The organism is Comamonas sp. wu1-DMT, from assembly GCF_040187805.1.
Taxonomy (GTDB): domain Bacteria; phylum Pseudomonadota; class Gammaproteobacteria; order Burkholderiales; family Burkholderiaceae_C; genus Comamonas; species Comamonas thiooxydans.
On record NZ_JBANEM010000015.1, the window covers coordinates 85788 to 102813 of the forward strand.

The 17026-nt window shown below is 57.5% G+C and carries 10 protein-coding genes and 2 pseudogenes; 5 read left to right on the forward strand and 7 right to left on the reverse strand.

Going from position 1 to position 17026, the window contains the following annotated elements:
• Positions 1–9 precede the first annotated feature (9 nt).
• Both V8Z78_RS19955 and V8Z78_RS19960 read left to right on the forward strand, forming a co-directional pair.
• A complete protein-coding gene (locus V8Z78_RS19955; protein ID WP_349731960.1) occupies positions 10–1893 on the forward strand; it encodes an AAA family ATPase in 1884 nt (627 codons plus the stop codon).
• A 207-nt stretch (positions 1894–2100) separates the two neighbouring features.
• Positions 2101–2385 (forward strand): Abi family protein, encoded by a 285-nt coding sequence (locus V8Z78_RS19960; protein ID WP_349731961.1) that lies wholly within the window; start codon positions 2101–2103, stop codon positions 2383–2385.
• Between the two features lie 393 nt (positions 2386–2778).
• On the opposite strand, the gene V8Z78_RS19965 is transcribed toward V8Z78_RS19960, so the two are convergent.
• From V8Z78_RS19965 to V8Z78_RS19975, 3 genes are all read right to left on the reverse strand, one after another.
• Entirely contained in the window at positions 2779–5568 is a 2790-nt protein-coding gene (locus V8Z78_RS19965) for a fimbria/pilus outer membrane usher protein (RefSeq protein ID WP_349731962.1), read from the reverse strand.
• Between the two features lie 131 nt (positions 5569–5699).
• Positions 5700–6455 (reverse strand): fimbrial biogenesis chaperone, encoded by a 756-nt coding sequence (locus V8Z78_RS19970; RefSeq protein ID WP_349731963.1) that lies wholly within the window; start codon positions 6453–6455, stop codon positions 5700–5702.
• Between the two features lie 64 nt (positions 6456–6519).
• Positions 6520–7089: a fimbrial protein gene (locus V8Z78_RS19975; RefSeq protein WP_349731964.1), complete on the reverse strand. Its 570-nt coding sequence runs from the start codon at positions 7087–7089 to the stop codon at positions 6520–6522.
• A gap of 430 nt (positions 7090–7519) precedes the next feature.
• On the opposite strand from V8Z78_RS19975, the gene V8Z78_RS19980 reads away from it, so the two are divergent.
• Positions 7520–8167: a response regulator gene (locus tag V8Z78_RS19980; protein WP_034363443.1), complete on the forward strand. Its 648-nt coding sequence runs from the start codon at positions 7520–7522 to the stop codon at positions 8165–8167.
• A gap of 225 nt (positions 8168–8392) precedes the next feature.
• On the opposite strand, the gene V8Z78_RS19985 is transcribed toward V8Z78_RS19980, so the two are convergent.
• The 3 genes from V8Z78_RS19985 to V8Z78_RS19995 all read right to left on the reverse strand — a co-directional run bounded on the left by V8Z78_RS19985 (position 8393) and on the right by V8Z78_RS19995 (position 11760).
• A complete protein-coding gene (locus V8Z78_RS19985; protein WP_349731965.1) occupies positions 8393–9271 on the reverse strand; it encodes a sensor histidine kinase in 879 nt (292 codons plus the stop codon).
• A 44-nt stretch (positions 9272–9315) separates the two neighbouring features.
• Positions 9316–9987, reverse strand: coding sequence for a response regulator (locus tag V8Z78_RS19990; RefSeq protein WP_052951111.1), 672 nt, complete (start codon positions 9985–9987; stop codon positions 9316–9318).
• A gap of 888 nt (positions 9988–10875) precedes the next feature.
• A complete protein-coding gene (locus V8Z78_RS19995) occupies positions 10876–11760 on the reverse strand; it encodes a LysR substrate-binding domain-containing protein (protein WP_046462331.1) in 885 nt (294 codons plus the stop codon).
• 118 nt (positions 11761–11878) lie between these two features.
• On the opposite strand from V8Z78_RS19995, the pseudogene V8Z78_RS20000 reads away from it, so the two are divergent.
• Positions 11879–12064 (forward strand): annotated as a pseudogene (locus tag V8Z78_RS20000) (glutathione S-transferase N-terminal domain-containing protein); the annotation flags it as partial.
• Positions 12065–12333: 269 nt separating this feature from the next.
• On the opposite strand, the pseudogene V8Z78_RS20005 reads toward V8Z78_RS20000, so the two are convergent.
• A pseudogene (locus V8Z78_RS20005) lies at positions 12334–12871 on the reverse strand (AAA family ATPase).
• A 1094-nt stretch (positions 12872–13965) separates the two neighbouring features.
• On the opposite strand from V8Z78_RS20005, the gene fdnG reads away from it, so the two are divergent.
• Positions 13966–17019 carry a formate dehydrogenase-N subunit alpha gene (fdnG, locus tag V8Z78_RS20010; protein WP_502878865.1) on the forward strand — a complete coding sequence of 1018 codons (3054 nt, stop codon included), beginning with the start codon at positions 13966–13968 and terminating at the stop codon, positions 17017–17019.
• Positions 17020–17026: the final 7 nt, after the last annotated feature.

Genomic DNA, 17026 nt, shown 5'->3' on the forward strand with positions numbered 1-17026 from the left:
GAAGCGATCATGCGTCTGATAGCGCTCACCATTAGCCAGTACAAAAACCTGCGGAACTTTTCCCTGAGCTTCGACGGCAACAGCTTTATCGACGTGTTTGTCGGTAAAAACGGTAGTGGAAAATCCAATCTGTTCGAGGCTCTGACGGAAATCTTCCGTCACCTTTTTGAGTACGACAAAGAGAAAGGCAACCCCGGCTTCGACTACACCCTCAAGTACGAAATCGACGGGACGAAAACGGAAATAGCTTGGAACGCTGGTGCACTCGCCATTGACGGCAAGGCGCGCGCCACGCTGGGTAAGACGCCACTGCCAGACAATGTGCTGATCTACTATTCCGGCCACAACACTACCGTGGCCGATCTGGTGCAGCGTTATGAGGATAGCTTTCGCAAGCGCATCAAAGGCGCTAATCTCGACGAAAGTCGGCGCTTTATCTGCGTTGGGCCAGAGTACAAGGCGCTGCTGCTATCCGTTTTGCTGACACAGCCAGAGGGCGTCAAGGCGCGGCAGTTCGCGTGCCAAAAACTGGGAATACAAAATATTGGATCTGATCTGCAACTGGTGTTGCAGCGGCCATCATTTGCCACTGGCGCACTCAAGGTACTTGGCACAGACAGCATCGAGAACTTTGATCCTCGCACTCACTACTGGGGTGCGGACGGCATAACGCGTGACTTTCTGGACGAGTTGATTGTCTGTGTCAAGGGCGAGTTTAATCACAGCAATGTATTTGATGCGGAGAAGGAGCGCTATCAAATACCTGTCAATATCGAACTGTTTCAACAGCGCTTTGCCGACGTGTCGTTATCGGACACCTTTCGACAGTTCGATAATTTGAAGACCCTAGGCATGTTAGCGGACCTCTCTGTCCCGCTCACCCTGACCAGCGGCCTGGACGGCACCATTGCCCATTTCAGCGATGGTCAGTTTCAGTCGGTGTACATCTACACCATCGTCGAGCTTTTCAAAGACCGCAATTGCCTAATTTTACTAGATGAGCCTGATGCATTTCTCCATCCAGAATGGCAGTTTGATTTCTTGCGGCAGGTATTCGATATCACTGACGCTGCAGCGAAAACCAGCCACGTTTTGATGAGCAGTCACAGCGCTGTGACGCTCATTCCTCACGACAAGAAAAAGATCAAGTTCTTTGACATCAAGGACAATCAGGCAAATTGCTTCGATTTGCCAAAATCGATTGCAATCAAAAAACTTAGCTCGGACTTGATCAAGTATTCAGAACAGGAACAATTGCTCAGCATTATTAATGCAGTCCAGATCGAAAAGAAACCCGTTCTTTTTACTGAGGGTAGCACCGACCCGGTCATACTCAAGGAAGCTTGGTACAAGCTCTATGAGGAGGAGATGCCCTTCATCCCGTTCTATGCCTTCAGCTGCACTTACATCAATCAGCTGTTGACCGACAACCGAATTCACGGAGAGATGGGTGGACTGCCTATTTTCGCATTATTCGATTTTGATAAGGCGTATGATCAATGGAATGGCCTCAACGGAGAGGTGACAGCCAACGATCCATTCAAAGGCTTGATTAAGAAATGGGCCCATGGCGAGTCTTATGCAGTCATGCTGCCCATCCCTGCGCATGCCGATATTCAGAAGCAGGTAATCCGAAACCCGGCAACTGGTGAAACCTTTGGTGGTGAGTCGTGCTGTGAAATAGAGCACTTGTTTTACGGGCAAGCGGCGACAGCGGACTACTACCATCAGGAGCCCTGCGTTGGTGGCTCGAAAGTGGTCTTCAAATCGGATAGAGACAAAACCACTTTCGCCAAGGAGATTGTCCCCGCGCTTGGTAAGCCATGTTTTGAACCATTCAGGCCGATTTTTGAATTCATCAAATCAAAGTGCAACCCGGGTGCTACTGCATGAGTTTCTGCAATTGACGACGCTCGCTCGTTATCGGATTGGTCAAGTGAGTTACCCCAAGCCCTGGAAGAGCTATGCCGAACAACTAGATCAGTTGTTCGGCCGAGGCATGGTCGTCATCGACCTGGCGCACGGGCTGGATTACCTAGAGCGCATCGGCTACTACCGCCCAGTGCCTATTGGTTCGCGTTCCGCGAGCGCGGCGAGCCCTTGTGTCGGTTGGATGAGCAGGGCCGCAAGCCGAAGAAGATACGTGAAGAGTGCCTCGCGCTTGATGCTTTCCGGGCTGGAACCACCTTCCAGAATGCGGTCGGCCTGTACGTGTTCGACAAGCAGCTCCGGCTGCTGGTGATGGATGCGCTGGAACGCATCGTGGTAGCGCTGGGGTGGCTTCAAGGGCAAATAGGCATAACGAGCGAGCTGGGTTGCGGCGCGGCTCGCAGCCCATTGGGCTCGTTGACCTGCACCAAGTTGTCCCACAGCAGTCGTTGGTGAACTTCTGCAATCAGCCTAGAACTGCCGTTCGCGGTCACGCACTGGACGGCAGCTCCTGGCCGAACTCAGTCGGTAACGACCAGCAGCCTGGTCAGCCACAACCGGTACAGGCGGTCAGTTCGACCGGAATACGCAGCCATGACTGCTGGCGCCGCCGTGCCTGTCTCAGACCATCAGATCACGGGGCATCGCCAGCCAGATTGCAAGGCGAGGAGTCGAGAGCCGCGAAAAGTCAGGCAAGTATCGATGAAGGCGCGACGGTGTTTGAGCGTTGCAGAGCGGCCGGCTCAATCCATTCCGTGTGTCGGCATATGGAACTTGCTGGCGAAGGTAGCGTTCTGGCTGCCGCCAGCTCCAGCCGTCTATGCCTTGAGGGCTCAGCGCTCTATCTGGCTACCTGGCCGGGACAAAAAAGGGCGGGAACCACTTCCCGCCCTTTGGGCCTGTTGGACGTCTGTTATGAGGCGTCAGCCTTGGGGCCCTGCCTTGGGACGGCCGAACATCGCTTGCTGCAATGGAGGCAGGGTCCTTGCGCGCGGGGGAGGGCGGGATGGGTGTCGAGCAGGTAAGCGCGTGGCGCTGGTAGTTCTCGCCTTCGACCTTTGGCGGCAGCGTATAGGCAACGCGGCATGTGGCCTTGTCCCAGCGTACGTCCAGCTCGCCGTGTTCGCGGTCTGTGGGCAGCAGGGTCAGGGCACGGCCGCGCGGGTCGGTAATCCCCAGCCTTGTCCCGTCCAGTTCATCGACTGTCGCGCCAAAGGGCAGGGGCTGGCCGTCGGTCCCGCGCAATTCGAACTGCACGCGGCGCCCGGTCACTGCCGTGAACCTGGCCAGCCCGGCTGCGCCCCGTGTAGGCACCACCATCTGCGTGCCGTTGGTGATATCGACGTCCTTGGAGAGTCCCAGTGTCCTGAGCGTCACCCAGTTGCCGCGGAAAGGGGTAGCGCTGGGGATGACTGCATAGCCATTGCGTCCTGTCTCGACGCCGGAGAAGCTCGAGATTGCCACGCCCGGCACCGGCGGCTCGATCTTGGCGAGCATGAAGGTTTCGCCCAAGCCCTGGCCGAGGTTGACGCCGCCCGCGTGGGCCACGACGGACCCCGATGCCGAGAAATTGCTCGCACGGTAGCGGTCGCCATGGGTGTAGCTGGCATTGAGGCGGCCGAATGAGGTTGCGGTGCCCACGCCGATCGAGGCGTCTCGCTGGCCGTCCGCATCTCTGTTGCCGGCCACGGTGTAGCTGACATTGCGTTCGAAGGGCAGTGTGCCGGAGACGCCGGCCTGCGCACTTGTACCGGCACGTTGTCGACTCAGTGTTGAGAAGGCGTGCGTGGAGTTGCCCGGGCCGCCCAGGGGCATGCTGAGCGTGAGCATCAAGGTGTTGTCATGACGAGGAGCGTGAGCGTTGGCCCATGACGAGTTCAGGTTTCGTGATTGCGTGAACGAGATGTTGTAGTTCAGCTTGCCGATCGTATTGTTGTACGCCAGCGACACGCTGCGCGAAGTAGTTCCCTTCCAGTTTTTGCCATAGGACCCGTTCAGGTAGATATGGCCACGGCCGATAGGTTGAGAGAGGTAGCCGTCCAGGCGCTGTCTGCTTGCTCGCCCCAGGTTCAAATACGAGCCGGGCCGCGAGCCGAACTGTGCGCCGTTTCGCTCGATGTGATCGGAGAGCGTGCGAAACCCTTCGCGCAAGCCATGCTGCACATTGAAGGAGACATGGGAGCCGGTCGTCTCGACAAATTTTGCATAGCGAAGGTTGAGACGGTCCCCGCTTGCGGACGAGCTACCGGCGTTGCTGCGCGAGTGGATGGCATCCAGGGAGACCGCGCCAAGCGGCGTGTTCAGGCCCGCACCCAGCGAGTATGAGAAATAGCCGGGCGAGGCCTGCAGACCGGCAGCCAGGCTGGTGTTGGCCGTCAGGCCGTAGATCATCGATCCGCTGACAAAACCAGGCCGCTCCTGCTGTCGGCGATCCAGGCGCACCTGGCCGGCTGCAATGTCGTACTTGATCCGGCCTTCGCGAACCATCAGCGGAGGGCTGGCGAATGCCTGCCGAAATATTCGCCGGGCACCGCTGGCCTCGATGACTGCGATCTCCAGGTCGCCGTTGGTGCCGGAGGGCTGCAAGTCAGTGATTGCAAACGGGCCGGGGGCAACGGTCGTCGTGTAGATCAGATAGCCATTCTGGCGGACTTCCACGGTCGCGTTGCTTTCCGCCGTGCCGCGGATCACCGGCGCGTAGCCTCGCTCCTCGTCAGGTCGCATGGCCTCATCGGATGCGAGTTGCATGCCGAGAAAGCGCACGCTGTCGAACAACGGCGAATAGGTGTATGTCTCTCCCACGACCATCTGGCTTTTGATGGTGTTGAAGCCGCGCTGCAGATAGGTGTTCTGGCTGGTGAACTTGGACGGTTGACGGCTTCCTGAAGTGAAGTACGAGTCATTTCGCAAGCGCCATTCCCCCAGGTTGACCCCTGAACGGACGCTGGCGCTGAGATCGCTCCGGGAGTCGCCGTGCTGCGACTCGCTGCGGCGTGCATTGAGGCTGTAGTTGAGAAAGGCAACGTCGGCGCCGGTCTCCCACAGAGAGGGGTTGATATAGCCACGACGCAGCGATGTCATGTAGATCTGCGGCACGCTCACGTTCAGGCGCAGGCTTGCCATATCGTATGCAGCGCTTGCGTCCGGTATGACTTCCTGGAGGCGCAGACAGCTGGCGCCTGGCTCCAGCGGGCTGGGGAGCTTGGCCAGATCAACCCCGCCTTGTTCCAGCATGGCCACGGTAATGCACGGTTCGATTTCGTCGCTTTTGGGGTTGCGCGAAAACTCGACATCCAAGCGGCCGGCAAGCATCTGGTTGATATAGAAGTCGACGCGTTGAAAGCCCGGTGGAACGCCCGAACCAGCCAGCAGTGTCCTGATGTCGGTGGTGGATGTCATTCCGTAGAGGAAGGCCGTGTTGTAGCCGACGACGACCGGGGCGTCCAGCGCAGCAACCTGTACCGCTTGCGGCTTTTTGAGGGGCGCCGCAGCCCCGCCTGGTGCCTGGTGCACGGCTTCCTGTTCTGCCCACGCTGCTGCACCAACGGCCTGAGATGCGCACAGCACGCCAGCCAGCCAGCGGCGAAGAACAGGATGAGGAGAGAGGTCGTCGCGAGGAAGTTCGTGATGGTTCTGCATAGGTGGGCGAGCAAATTGGCGGGCGGCCTCAAAAACAGGGCGTAAGAAGGCCCTATCCGCAGATGTGCAGCGGAATGCTTGTCCGAACCCGGGGATGTGGAAGACAGGGCGCAGAAGAGGGCGCCCTGCCGCTACTGGTCTGCCTTGACTGCTGAAGAAGGCCTTGCGGACTCCTCGGTCGGTTGAACGTCAAAGGCGTCAACGCCGCCGAAGTCATTGATGATCTTGACGGTGATGCTTGTATTGGGCGCAACGCCGTCGACGCTATGCAAGCGCGTTTCGCCCGGAGCGATCATTTCCGGCGTAGGCAGTTCCTTGCCGCCGGCAATACCCAGGTAGGCGAACGACACGTGGTACATGCTGGGGTTGGTGATCTTGAGTGTCGGCCGGCCTGCGTCCTGGACAAGGGCCCAGCGCAAGGAGCCTGGCGCATCGGCGACGGCGCCCACGATTCCGGTCGGGCGGAAAAATACCTTGATCCGCTGCCGAACCGCGATCTGAAGATGGTTTTCTCCGCCTGTCGATTGAGGGATTTCTTGCACGTTCAACCACATGACCGATTCGCGGTCGCCGGGAAGACCGGTGTTGCCTCCGGCATAGAGTACGCGCATGAGCTGCTGACCGGGTGCAGCAATCTTGGCAAGCGGCGGTGTGACGGCAAAAGGAAGGTTGTCGGCAGCATCGGGCGTATTCGAATCCAGCCATGCCTGGACAAGAGTCGGGGTGCCGCTATTGCGCACTGAGATAGAGGCTTCCTGCTTCTTCTCTTGGACAATTACGCGGGTCGCACTCAGTGATATTGATGCTTGGGCGCAAGTTCCGTAGAGCATGCCCACTGCCGCAAAGCCGCCGACGAAGATGCGTTGGAATTGGGCGAAAGATGTCATTGCAATCTCTTTTTTTTGAGCCGCGGCCCGGCCGGCTTACCGGCTTGCCGCGGCATTCCGATATTTACTCGTACTTCAGGACGTAGTTGACCGTTGCGTTGGCAGCACCCACCGTGACATCGGCCTGTGCCTTGCCGGCCACGCGGGTGTAATAGGCCTTCAGCGGCACGCGGAACTTGCCGTCGACCGCAGGGCTGGCAGCCACATCGGCGGAGCCGGATGTGAAGTCCACCAAATTGCCGTCACGCGTCAGCACGATTTGCACGTTTTTGGCACCGCCTTCCACTGCAATACCCTTGCCAGAGGGTGCGGACGGGGTGAGGGACATCGACACCTTGGTGCCGGTGGCGCATTGGATGTCCAGATCCAGATCCCTTGCCTCGGCCGTCAGACCGTTACCAGTCGTGGTGGGCGCGTCTTCGGTGCCCAGCGAGGCGGCGGGGACTTCCTGCATGTCCACGGTCAGGGTCTTGCCGGCGATCGTGCCACTGGGGCTGCTCAGGACACATGTGTCTGCATTGATCACGCCGGTGAACTTGATAAGGCCCTTGGCGCCATCGGCCGGGGCGGCTTGAGCGATGCTCGCAGCACCGAGTGCAGACAGGACGGCCAGGCTCATAACGAGTTTTTTCATAAATGACTCTTTGATTGAAGATTGAGAAAGTGTTTCCGGGCGTTGGAGTGCGGGTGCGGAAACTCCCTCAAATCGAATGCAAATGCATTGCGATTTGCTTGCGCACCTTTTGTTGAGGTGCCTGGCAAGGATATGAAAATGGGAGCCTGGAAAGTCTCAGAAAATTCTCAAAGTCGCCTTGTGCGATCTTGAAATTCGGAGCTTTCGGGGGGAGACCGGGCGCAATATTTGTCAAGAGTTTTCTGGCTGCTGCCCGCAACCCGACAGTTGTAGATTTTTAACTATTGCGTTTCGGGAATATCTTTTCTAATCAGTCTTGATTAGCTTCAAGAGGTCGTGCAGCGCACTCCTGAAAGTTAATGCCGTCTTGAGACACATCTCGATAAGCCGGGATTTTGGCGGGCAAAATCGAGGCCGAATTGAGAGAAGCATGACGAAACTACGAATAGTCCTGGCAGATGATCACCCGCTGGTGCTGATGGGGCTTGGCGACCTGCTCAAGCAAAATATCCATCTCACGCTGACCGCCACTGCCAGCTCTTCGACGGAGCTTGTGGCGGAGCTGACGAAGTCTCTTCCCGACATCGTCATCGTCGACTATCACATGCCTGATCCGCAGTACGGCGACGGCATCAAGTTCATCGGCTATCTGCTGCGCCAGTTCGAGGGCCTGAAGGTCATCGTGCTGACGATGCTGTCGAACCCGATGATCGTGAAGGCGCTCTACGAGGCCGGCGTCAAGGGCGTGGTCTTCAAGCAGGACGACCCCACCGAGGTCTTCAAGGCCATACGGCTGGTGTCGCTGGGCAACACCTACACCCCGCCATCCTTCCTGGAGACCAACGTTTCGCTTCAGCATCAGATGTTGCAGGAGCGCTTCAAGTCGTTGACTCCGCGCGAGTTCGAAGTCCTGCGCTACTACGTGCGGGGAGGCAGCCTTGCCGAGATTGCCGAACGTCTGAACCGCAGCATCAAGACGGTCAGCTCGCAGAAGATGACCGCGATGCGCAAGCTCGAGGCGAAGTCCAATCAGGAGCTGATGGCGTTTTGCCTGAATAGCGGCGTGTTTCATCAATGAGATGAGATCGCTTGCCCTGGTGCCCCAACCGAGCATGAGGTGGGCATGGAATGGGCATGACGTGGGCACGACTCTGGGTGCTGCTCCAGCGCCGGCACAGGATCTCTGTCGACGACAAGACGCCTTCAGCAGGCCTGCATAGGGCTTTCAAGGGGCCTTTTTTCAGGGTGTGCGGAGAGCTTTCCGATGATGGCTTCCTGCGCTGCCCGCTCAATTCAGGCTTCACTAGCAAAGGCTGGTCGGTTCAGACCGCCATCGCATCAATACCTGCGTGCCTCCACCATGACGGGGTTGGATGTGAAGGTCGCCGCCGATGTTTCGCATGCGATGAAACATGTTGATGACGCCTTGCCCGGACTTGCCGGGGTTGTTGAGCACGGCTCGAAGATCGAAGCCCGTGCCGTTGTCTTCTATGCTCAGATACCAGTCCCAGCCGAAGCTCTGCAGATCGCCTTGTTGATAGGGCTCCAGGGTCAGCCACATCTCGGTTGCATGGGCGTGCTCGATGGCATTGCTTATGCCGGCCTGAACGACGGCCAGGATTTCATGCGCAACGCGATCTTTGGGAAGCTGCAGCGTCGTCTGCTGTCCGACCCCGAGCTCAGGGTCGGTCAACTGCCAGTGCAGTACAAGGCCTTTTCTTTGAAGCGCTGGCTCCAGCCGGTAGCGCAATCGCGCCAGGCGCATGGCCAGGTTGTCGGATTGCGCATCCATGGAGTCGACGATCAGGCGCAGGTCCAGCAGCGATTGCTCAAGGACTTTTCTGGCAGGGCCATCTTCAACCGAGGGCTGTGAGTTCATCAGGTTCAAGGCCTCTACCAACTGGCTGCCCAGGGTGTCGTGCAGGTCTGACGCGATGCGCTTGCGCTCTTCCTGGACTTCTTTTGAGGGTTGGGCACTGGCGCGCAGCCTGGCCTTGATGAGACGATAGATTCGAGGAATGTAGCGAAGCGAGATAAACAATCCGCTCAAAGCCACCAAAATACTGAAGACAAAAAACCAATTCTGATCCCGCAGTGGTGTGAGAAAACACCAGCTCAGTATGGTAATGGTTTGAAGGAAAATGGTTGTTGCCCTCCAACCGATATTTCTCAGTGATTCCATACGCTTGCCATCTCGGGCGATAGATATAGAAAATGCCTTCAAATTTATATCAACCCACGCAAAGAGGCGGCTTTCACTGCATGAGCTCTTGTCTTGGCCTGCAGTTTCCGGTACATGTTCTTTACATGCGTGGATACGGTCAATGTGCTTATCTTGAGTTGCGTGGATATTTCAGGAGAGCTGTAGCCGCAGGCAATGAGCTTCAGTATTTCTATTTCTCGCTCAGAAAGTTTCTCTTCCTTGGTGAGGCTTGACGCCGGAACGACATAAGTTTGTGATCTGCTGACCAGCGACAGGATTTTCTTGGCAAGAGATGGAGTAATGGACGCACCGCCATTGGCAACTTGCAATACAGCTTGTGCGTAGTCGCCAAACCAGGAGTTTTTCAGCAAATAGCCTACAGCACCTTTCTCGAAAGCCTGAAAGACCTTTTCATCTCTTTCAGTTACCGAGACGATAATGCTTTGCACATGGGGGTGTGTTCCCTGGACAAGTTCAAGCAAATCGAGACCTTCACCGTCGCCCAGGTTGAGATCAATCATCAGAACGTCGAAGTCGTGCTGCTGAATGCTCTTGCGTGCCTCACGCAAGCTGCAGGCGTGCCCAACCAGCAGGGTTCTTGAGTCGCCCATCAGATCCTGGGCAATCACTCTGCGGATATGGCTGTCGTCGTCCACCAGAAAGACGCGAACGGGCTGCTCTCGCTGGCCCACCATGTGCCCGGGCCACATCGAGTGGCTAAGCGATGGAGGGGCGTCATTGTGATGGGTGAACAAGGGCGGGCAAGATGAAGTCTGGACGGCTGGCATAGATGGCTCCCGACGAAAAGACCAGGGGGCTTGAATACTCTAGGAAACTAATTAGTGCTCATTGGGAAATCCATAGAAAATGTCAAATAATGTCAATTTTTACTGAATTTACAAAATGAATCCTGGGAAATGGGTAGCCGCTTGATGTTGTGTTTGTTGAGTCGTGTTGTTAATATAATTAATTGACTTAACTATGTTAATTAAATTTTTCAATTTATATGAAATTGAAATAAAACGTCGTAAATTTTGTGCTATTTGCATTGTTGTCTTGGATATCGATGGTGTATTTAAGTCATTAATTTAGCGTATTTGCTTGGTGATGTTTCTTGGAAAATAAGTTGAGTATTTTTTGTGAGATGAAATATCTCAATTGATATTTGATACGCCGAATTTTTATTGTTTAGATATTGGAGGGAAAGAAGTAAGATAATATTAAGACATTCCATTTAGAGGAATCAATGCTGGAGATAATCTGTTTTTGAGCGAGTGGACGAGATTCCAGGCTTGAGAGGGGGCCGTGTCGGGTCATTGCCGTTACATGTCGGGTCTATTGGCGAAATACCTTCAGTAGCTTGGGAAATTGCCATTCAACAATGGTATGAATAATCGCTGATTGCCGTGGCGGTTATTGCATCGCCCGGTATTGCCTTGGAGCCGCGAACACAACTCTTGATACGTCGTTGCTTCGCCTTGTTGTACGGCGGTACTGGCTGCGGCTTCGCGCGGCGGGTGATTCAATTCGAGCAACTTGCAGGGCAGCAAGGCAGCAAGGCAGCAGGGTCTCTGCTTGCAGCCTTACTGGGCCGCTTCTGCGCGAATCCAGTCCAGGAAGGCGCGCACTTCGGGGCGGTCAGCCGCACCAGGGCGGGTCACGGCGTAGTAGGCGAATCTTGCCGGCCAGGGCTTGTCCAGCACCTGAACGAGTCGGCCTGTCGCGATTTCTTCCTGGGCATATGCCTGCGGCACCAGCGCCAGGCCCTGTCCAGCTTCCGCCGCGCGGATGAGAAGGAAGTCGTCTTCAAATGCGCTGCCGCGCTGCGCACGCGCGTCGTCGGCCACCCCGTGCGCCTTGAGCCAGAGCGGCCAATCTGCGCGGTCTCCGTCGTGGAGCAGGGGGTAGTCAAGGCAATCGCCTGCCTCATTGATCACCGCCCCCTGGCAGGTCTTCAAGAACTCGGGTGAAGCGACAGGCGTCAGAACCGGCGCCATGAGGCAGGTGACCTCAAGCCCGGGATAGTCGCCCAGCCCATGGCGCAAGGCGACATCCACGCGGTCACGTCGCAGGTCTACCAGCTCCGACGTTGCTTCCACGCGGATTTCGATGTCGGGGTGCAATTGCTTGAAGCGCCCAAGCCGAGGTACCAGCCACGATGCCGCAAACGTTGCGACGGTGCTGACCGTCAGGCTGCGCTCTCCCTTGCTGCGTTCCAGGGCATGCATCGCCTGGTCAATCTGAAGAAACGCTTCACGCAGCCTGGGGTACACGCTCGCACCTGCCTCGGTCAGCCGCATGCCAAGGCGTTCACGTTCGAGCAAGACAACTCCCAGGCGGTCTTCCAGCACGCGGATTTGCTGGCTTACGGCGCCGGGGGTGACGTGCAGGGCCTGCGCTGCGGCCTTGACGCTTTTGCGCTGCCCAACCTCTACGAATGTGCGCAATGCCTGCAAGGGATAGCTCATGTTTACTTTAGGTTTTCTAAATTTATTGGGGAGAAATGATCGCTTTATATGAGGCTGTATTCATCTGAGAATTTGTGATGCCGGCGATTCCGATGGTTTTAGATTATCTACAAATTCAGTGTTGCATCTCTACTCCGACAGTTCCCCCAATGGCTTCAAAGCGACGATCGCGCTTGAAGAGCTTTCTCTGCCTTACCAGCTGCACCATGTGCGCATCGATGAAGGCGAGCACCGTCAATCCGCCTTTCTTGCGCTGAACCCCCACGGCCGTATTCCGGTAGGCCGCAGCTTGATCATGGGCGTGGCTGCCAAAGCCCAGGAACGTGGCTGGCCCGTGGTGCGCTGGATTACCGCTGGCAGCAATGCCCAGGCGCGCCAGCTCTACGACAAGCTTGCGTCGGCGACCGATTGGGTCACTTACGACCTCGATGTGCAGCGATAGCGAGCATATTCGACGGTCTGGTCCGGGCCTGACTGCGGCCGTCGCGGTCAGGCACCGAACCGACATCCGGGCGGCAACAAGGTGGTCATTGAAATGCCGGGCTGAAGCAGGGCAGTGGAGATGAACCCGTGTCAGAGCTCCTGTGAGGTCGCGATCGCCTTGAGGAACGTCGAGGCCTCTGAAGGCTCGGAGAATTCAATCCATTGCAGATGCGCGAACTCGCCATGCTCGCGCAGAGCGGCGAACTTTGACTGGTTTTTTGCATAGGTGGATAGCGACCAGAGAAGTACTGAGTCTTTCGAGAAAAACGCCATCCGCAGCGACTCCCGGTTCCCGTGCGACAGACGCTTACGGGTGATGCCATGGCCAAGAGTGCGCCGGAGCAGGCGAGAAAATACGGTGAAGCGACCGTAGTTGAGCCACACGACATGTGTGGCTCGTGACCAAAGCAGGTCTCGAACAGCACTGTAGTTCCCGTCGGCTACCCAGCATGCTCCTTGAGTAGCTTCAACAACTGAATGCCTGAACTGCTCGGGTGGCACCGCTTGCCAGTCTGACCCCCAGTAGTGCGAATCCAGTTCGATATATGAGGCCCGGATCTTGCGCGCCAGTTTTTTTTGCAAAGGTGGATTTGCCCGAGCCACTGGTGCCGATCACTAGATAGCGCATCTGAGTCCTGTGTTGCTAAGAGCGGGGCAAACCGAAGACTTGTGCTTGAGATGAGGCGCGAAGCCGAGGGCAGTGCAGAAGTACGACAAGGCGACGCAACGACGTATCAAGGTTTGTTGGCGGTTCTCAATGACAGTCAGCCATGCTGACCGTAGGTGAGGGAAACGACGAATTTCAATGTACGCGAACCACGCAGCAAACCACGCAGTACGCCGCTGCTGGCCAGGCTGTGACCGCTGCAGATCGCTCACTGTTTCCGGCTGGGTTCTAGTCCGGCGACTGCTTCTGGCTGGTGGGTGAGTGTCTTGGAACGATCTAATGCGGCATTTCAAGATTTGACAGTCGAGGAGCGCTTTGCAGCGATTGCCGCTGCTCGTAGCCGCAACGCAGCCTAACGGTCACCGTCCCATACCGGCCATCCGAGCATTGACGCGGGGGACAGCCCAATGACGGGTTTCAGGTGTGCAGCGGACAGCGACCATCAAGTGCAGGCAGATAGGTCACTGGATGTCTGCTGTCAGGTAGTGTGAACAGGAGCTTGCGACCCTTTGCTGTCATTTGAACTTCACCGTTCTATGGCAGCTATGCAGCGATAGCTACCAACCGAATCTGTGACATGAAAGACTGCTCTCGGCCGAGCAGCAGCCGTTTAGGGAATCGCATCGAAACATTTTTGCAAAGTCGGAAGTCGTTTAGGAAAAGCTGGTCGATTCAAAGAATCTGATTCGCCTGAAATAACTGACAAAAGATCTGCGCTATGCAGGTATCTCTTCAAAATTTATGTAACAGGTGATAGATTTGCGGACCTTTGACTCTTCTATAGGAGTCAAGTGACAAAGCTTGAGGGCTTTGTTCTCAATTCCTCGTCTTGCGAGCTGCTTTTCATCAAGTGGCTCAATTGCTTGCCATTGGCATTCCCTCAACATTCGACGTGGCCCGTGAGGCTCGGCAATGTGTGAGCAATCGTCAAGGTCGAGGCCTACGGGTTCGGGTTGTTCCCCCGACTCAGCAGGTGGCGTGCCTCATGCACACGCGGCCTGTAAACCTAACGCCCTCCATGGTCATGGGAGCGCGGTTTATGACTTCCACTCACGATGATAAATCACGGCAGAAGACGATTCTTCAAGCTGTGCGGCGCGGCTGCTGCTGGCGCCACTGCTGCATCCTTGGGCTTTGCCCCATCCGTGGCGCAAGCCACTCTTCCCCGCCAGTACAAACTACTGCGCGCCAAAGAAACCCGCAATAACTGCACCTACTGCTCAGTGGGCTGCGGCATGTTGATGTATAGCCTGGGCGACGGCGCCAAGAACGCCAAGGCCAAGATATTCCACATCGAAGGCGACCCGGACCACCCGGTGAGCCGCGGCTCTCTGTGTCCCAAGGGTGCAGGCGCACTGGACTATATCCATTCCGACCAGCGCCTCAAGTACCCCGAGGTGCGTGAAGCCGGTACCAACGAGTGGAAGCGCATCAGCTGGGATGAGGCCAACGAGCGCATCGCTCGCCTGCTCAAGGACGACCGCGACGCCAACTTCATTGAGAAGAACGACAAGGGCCAGACCGTGAACCGCTGGCTGTCCTCCGGCATGCTGGCGTCTTCGGCCGCATCCAACGAAACCGGCGTGCTGGACTTCCGCTTTGCGCGCGCGCTGGGCATGGTGGGCTTTGACTGTCAGGCCCGCTTGTGCCACGGCCCCACGGTGTCTGCCCTGGCGCCTTCGTTTGGGCGCGGTGCAATGACCAACCACTGGGTGGACATCAAGAACGCCAACGTGATTCTGGTCATGGGCGGCAACCCCGCTGAGGCCCACCCCGTGGGCTTCAAGTGGGCCATCGAGGCCAAGATCCACAACAAAGCCCACCTGATGGTGGTCGATCCGCGCTTTAACCGCACCGCCTCGGTGGCGGACTTTTACGCGCCGATCCGTGCAGGCTCGGACGCCGCCTTTTTGATGGGCGTCGTCAACTACCTGCTGCAAAACGACAAGATCCAGCACGAATACGTCAAGGCCTATACCAACGCCAGCCTGATCGTGCGCGAGGACTACAGCTTTGACGAAGGCCTTTTCAGCGGCTACGACGAAGGCAAAAAGAGCTATGACAAAACCAGCTGGAACTACGAGCGCGATGCCCAAGGCCATGCGCTACAAGACCTGACGCTGCAACACCCGCGCTGCGTGCTTCAGCTTTTGAAAAAGCATGTGGAGCGCTACACGCCCGAGATGGTCAACACCATCACCGGCACCAAGGTCGAAGACTTTTTGCACGTGTGCGAGCAACTGGCCAGCACCTGCGTACCCGATCGCACCGCGACCTTCCTATACGCCCTGGGTTGGACCCACCACACGGCAGGGGCGCAGATCATTCGCGGCTCGGCCATGATCCAGCTGCTGCTGGGCAATATCGGCATGGCCGGCGGCGGAGTGAATGCGCTGCGCGGCCACTCCAACATCCAGGGCTATACCGACCTGGGCCTGCTCTCCACGCGCCTGCCGGGTTACCTGAATCTGCCAACCGACGCGCAGCAGAGCATGGACGACTACCTGAAGGAGTCCACGCCGCAGGCCGATCTGCCCGGCCAGGTGAACTTCTGGAAAAACACGCCCAAGTTCTTCGTCAGCCTGATGAAGGACCTGTACGGTGAGCACGCCACCAAGGACAACAGCTGGGGCTACGACTGGCTGCCTAAATGGGACCGCAGCTACGACATGCTGGCCTACTTTGACCTGATGTACCGCGGCAAGGTCAACGGCTATATCGCCCAGGGCTTCAACCCCGTGGCGGCCATGCCGGACTCGGGAAAGATCCGCGACGCGCTGTCCAAGCTCAAGTTCCTAGTCGTCATCGATCCGCTGCAGACCGAGACCTCCACCTTCTGGAAGAACCACGGCGAGTTCAACGACGTCGATCCTGCCCAGATCCAGACCACGGTGTTCCGCCTGCCATCGTCTTGCTTTGCCGAGGAAAACGGCACCATCGTCAACTCCGGCCGTTGGCTGCAGTGGCATTGGGCGGCCCAAGAACCACCGGCGGAGGCGCGCCACGACGGCCGCATCCTGGGCGGCATCTTCATGAAGCTGCGCGAGCTGTACGCCAAGGAAGGTGGCGCCAACCCCGCGCCGCTGATGAACATGCGCTGGGACTACCACAACCCCTACGATCCGCACCCCGAGGAAGTGGCCAAGGAGACCAATGGCTATGCGCTGGCGGACCTGTTTGACGACACGGGCAAGCTGATCGCCAAGAAGGGTACGCTGCTGTCCGACTTCGGCATGCTGCGAGACGACGGCACGACATCGAGCTACTGCTGGATTTTTGCTGGTTCATGGACCGAAGCCGGCAACCAGATGGCCCGCCGCGACAACACCGACACTGGCCATGGCAACACCCCTGGCTGGGCCTGGGCCTGGCCGGCCAACCGCCGTGTGCTGTACAACCGCGCCTCGGCCGATCCGGCAGGCAAGCCCTGGGATCCCAAACGCCAGATCCTGCATTGGGACGGCAAGAAATGGGGCGGCTCGGATGTGCCCGACTACCCGCTGACGGCCGCACCGAACAGCGGTGTGAGTCCCTTCATCATGCAACCCGATGGTTTGGGGCGCCTGTTCTCGCTCAAGGGCATGAACGACGGCCCTTTCCCCGAGCATTACGAGCCCACCGAAAGCCCGATTGCGGCCAACCCGCTGCATCCCAAAGTCAGCAAGAGCCCGGTGGCGCGCGTGTTTGCCGACGACGCCGCCCGCATGGGCTCGCGCGAGCAGTTCCCTTATGTGGCCACCACCTACTCGATCACCGAGATGTTCCGCCACTGGACCAAGCATTCGCGCTTGAACGCCATCGTCCAGCCTGAGCAGTTCATCGAGCTGTCCGAAAAACTGGCCGAGAAAAAAGGCATCCGAGCCGGCGATGTGATCCGTGTTTCCAGCAGGCGCGGCCATATTAAGGGCAAGGCCGTGGTGACCAAGCGCGTGATGACGCTGCAAGTCAATGGACAGGAAATCGAGCAGATCGGCATTCCTTGCCACTGGGGCTATGAGGGGGCGACGCGTAAGGGCTATCTGGCCAACACGCTGAGCCCTGGCATTGGCGATGCCAACGCCCAGACCCCTGAGTTCAAGGCCTTTTTGGTCAACATCGAAAAGGCATAAGGCGAGC

What these genes read in the sequence shown, in the direction of transcription:
- V8Z78_RS19955 (WP_349731960.1), top strand. Translation starts at nt 10, where the DNA reads ATGCGTCTGATAGCGCTCACCATTAGCCAGTACAAAAACCTGCGGAAC.
- V8Z78_RS19965 (WP_349731962.1), bottom strand. Translation starts at nt 5,568, where the DNA reads ATGCAGAACCATCACGAACTTCCTCGCGACGACCTCTCTCCTCATCCT.
- V8Z78_RS19970 (WP_349731963.1), bottom strand. Translation starts at nt 6,455, where the DNA reads ATGACATCTTTCGCCCAATTCCAACGCATCTTCGTCGGCGGCTTTGCG.
- V8Z78_RS19975 (WP_349731964.1), bottom strand. Translation starts at nt 7,089, where the DNA reads ATGAAAAAACTCGTTATGAGCCTGGCCGTCCTGTCTGCACTCGGTGCT.
- V8Z78_RS19980 (WP_034363443.1), top strand. Translation starts at nt 7,520, where the DNA reads ATGACGAAACTACGAATAGTCCTGGCAGATGATCACCCGCTGGTGCTG.
- V8Z78_RS19985 (WP_349731965.1), bottom strand. Translation starts at nt 9,271, where the DNA reads ATGGAATCACTGAGAAATATCGGTTGGAGGGCAACAACCATTTTCCTT.
- V8Z78_RS19990 (WP_052951111.1), bottom strand. Translation starts at nt 9,987, where the DNA reads ATGGTGGGCCAGCGAGAGCAGCCCGTTCGCGTCTTTCTGGTGGACGAC.
- V8Z78_RS19995 (WP_046462331.1), bottom strand. Translation starts at nt 11,760, where the DNA reads ATGAGCTATCCCTTGCAGGCATTGCGCACATTCGTAGAGGTTGGGCAG.
- fdnG (WP_502878865.1), top strand. Translation starts at nt 13,966, where the DNA reads ATGATAAATCACGGCAGAAGACGATTCTTCAAGCTGTGCGGCGCGGCT.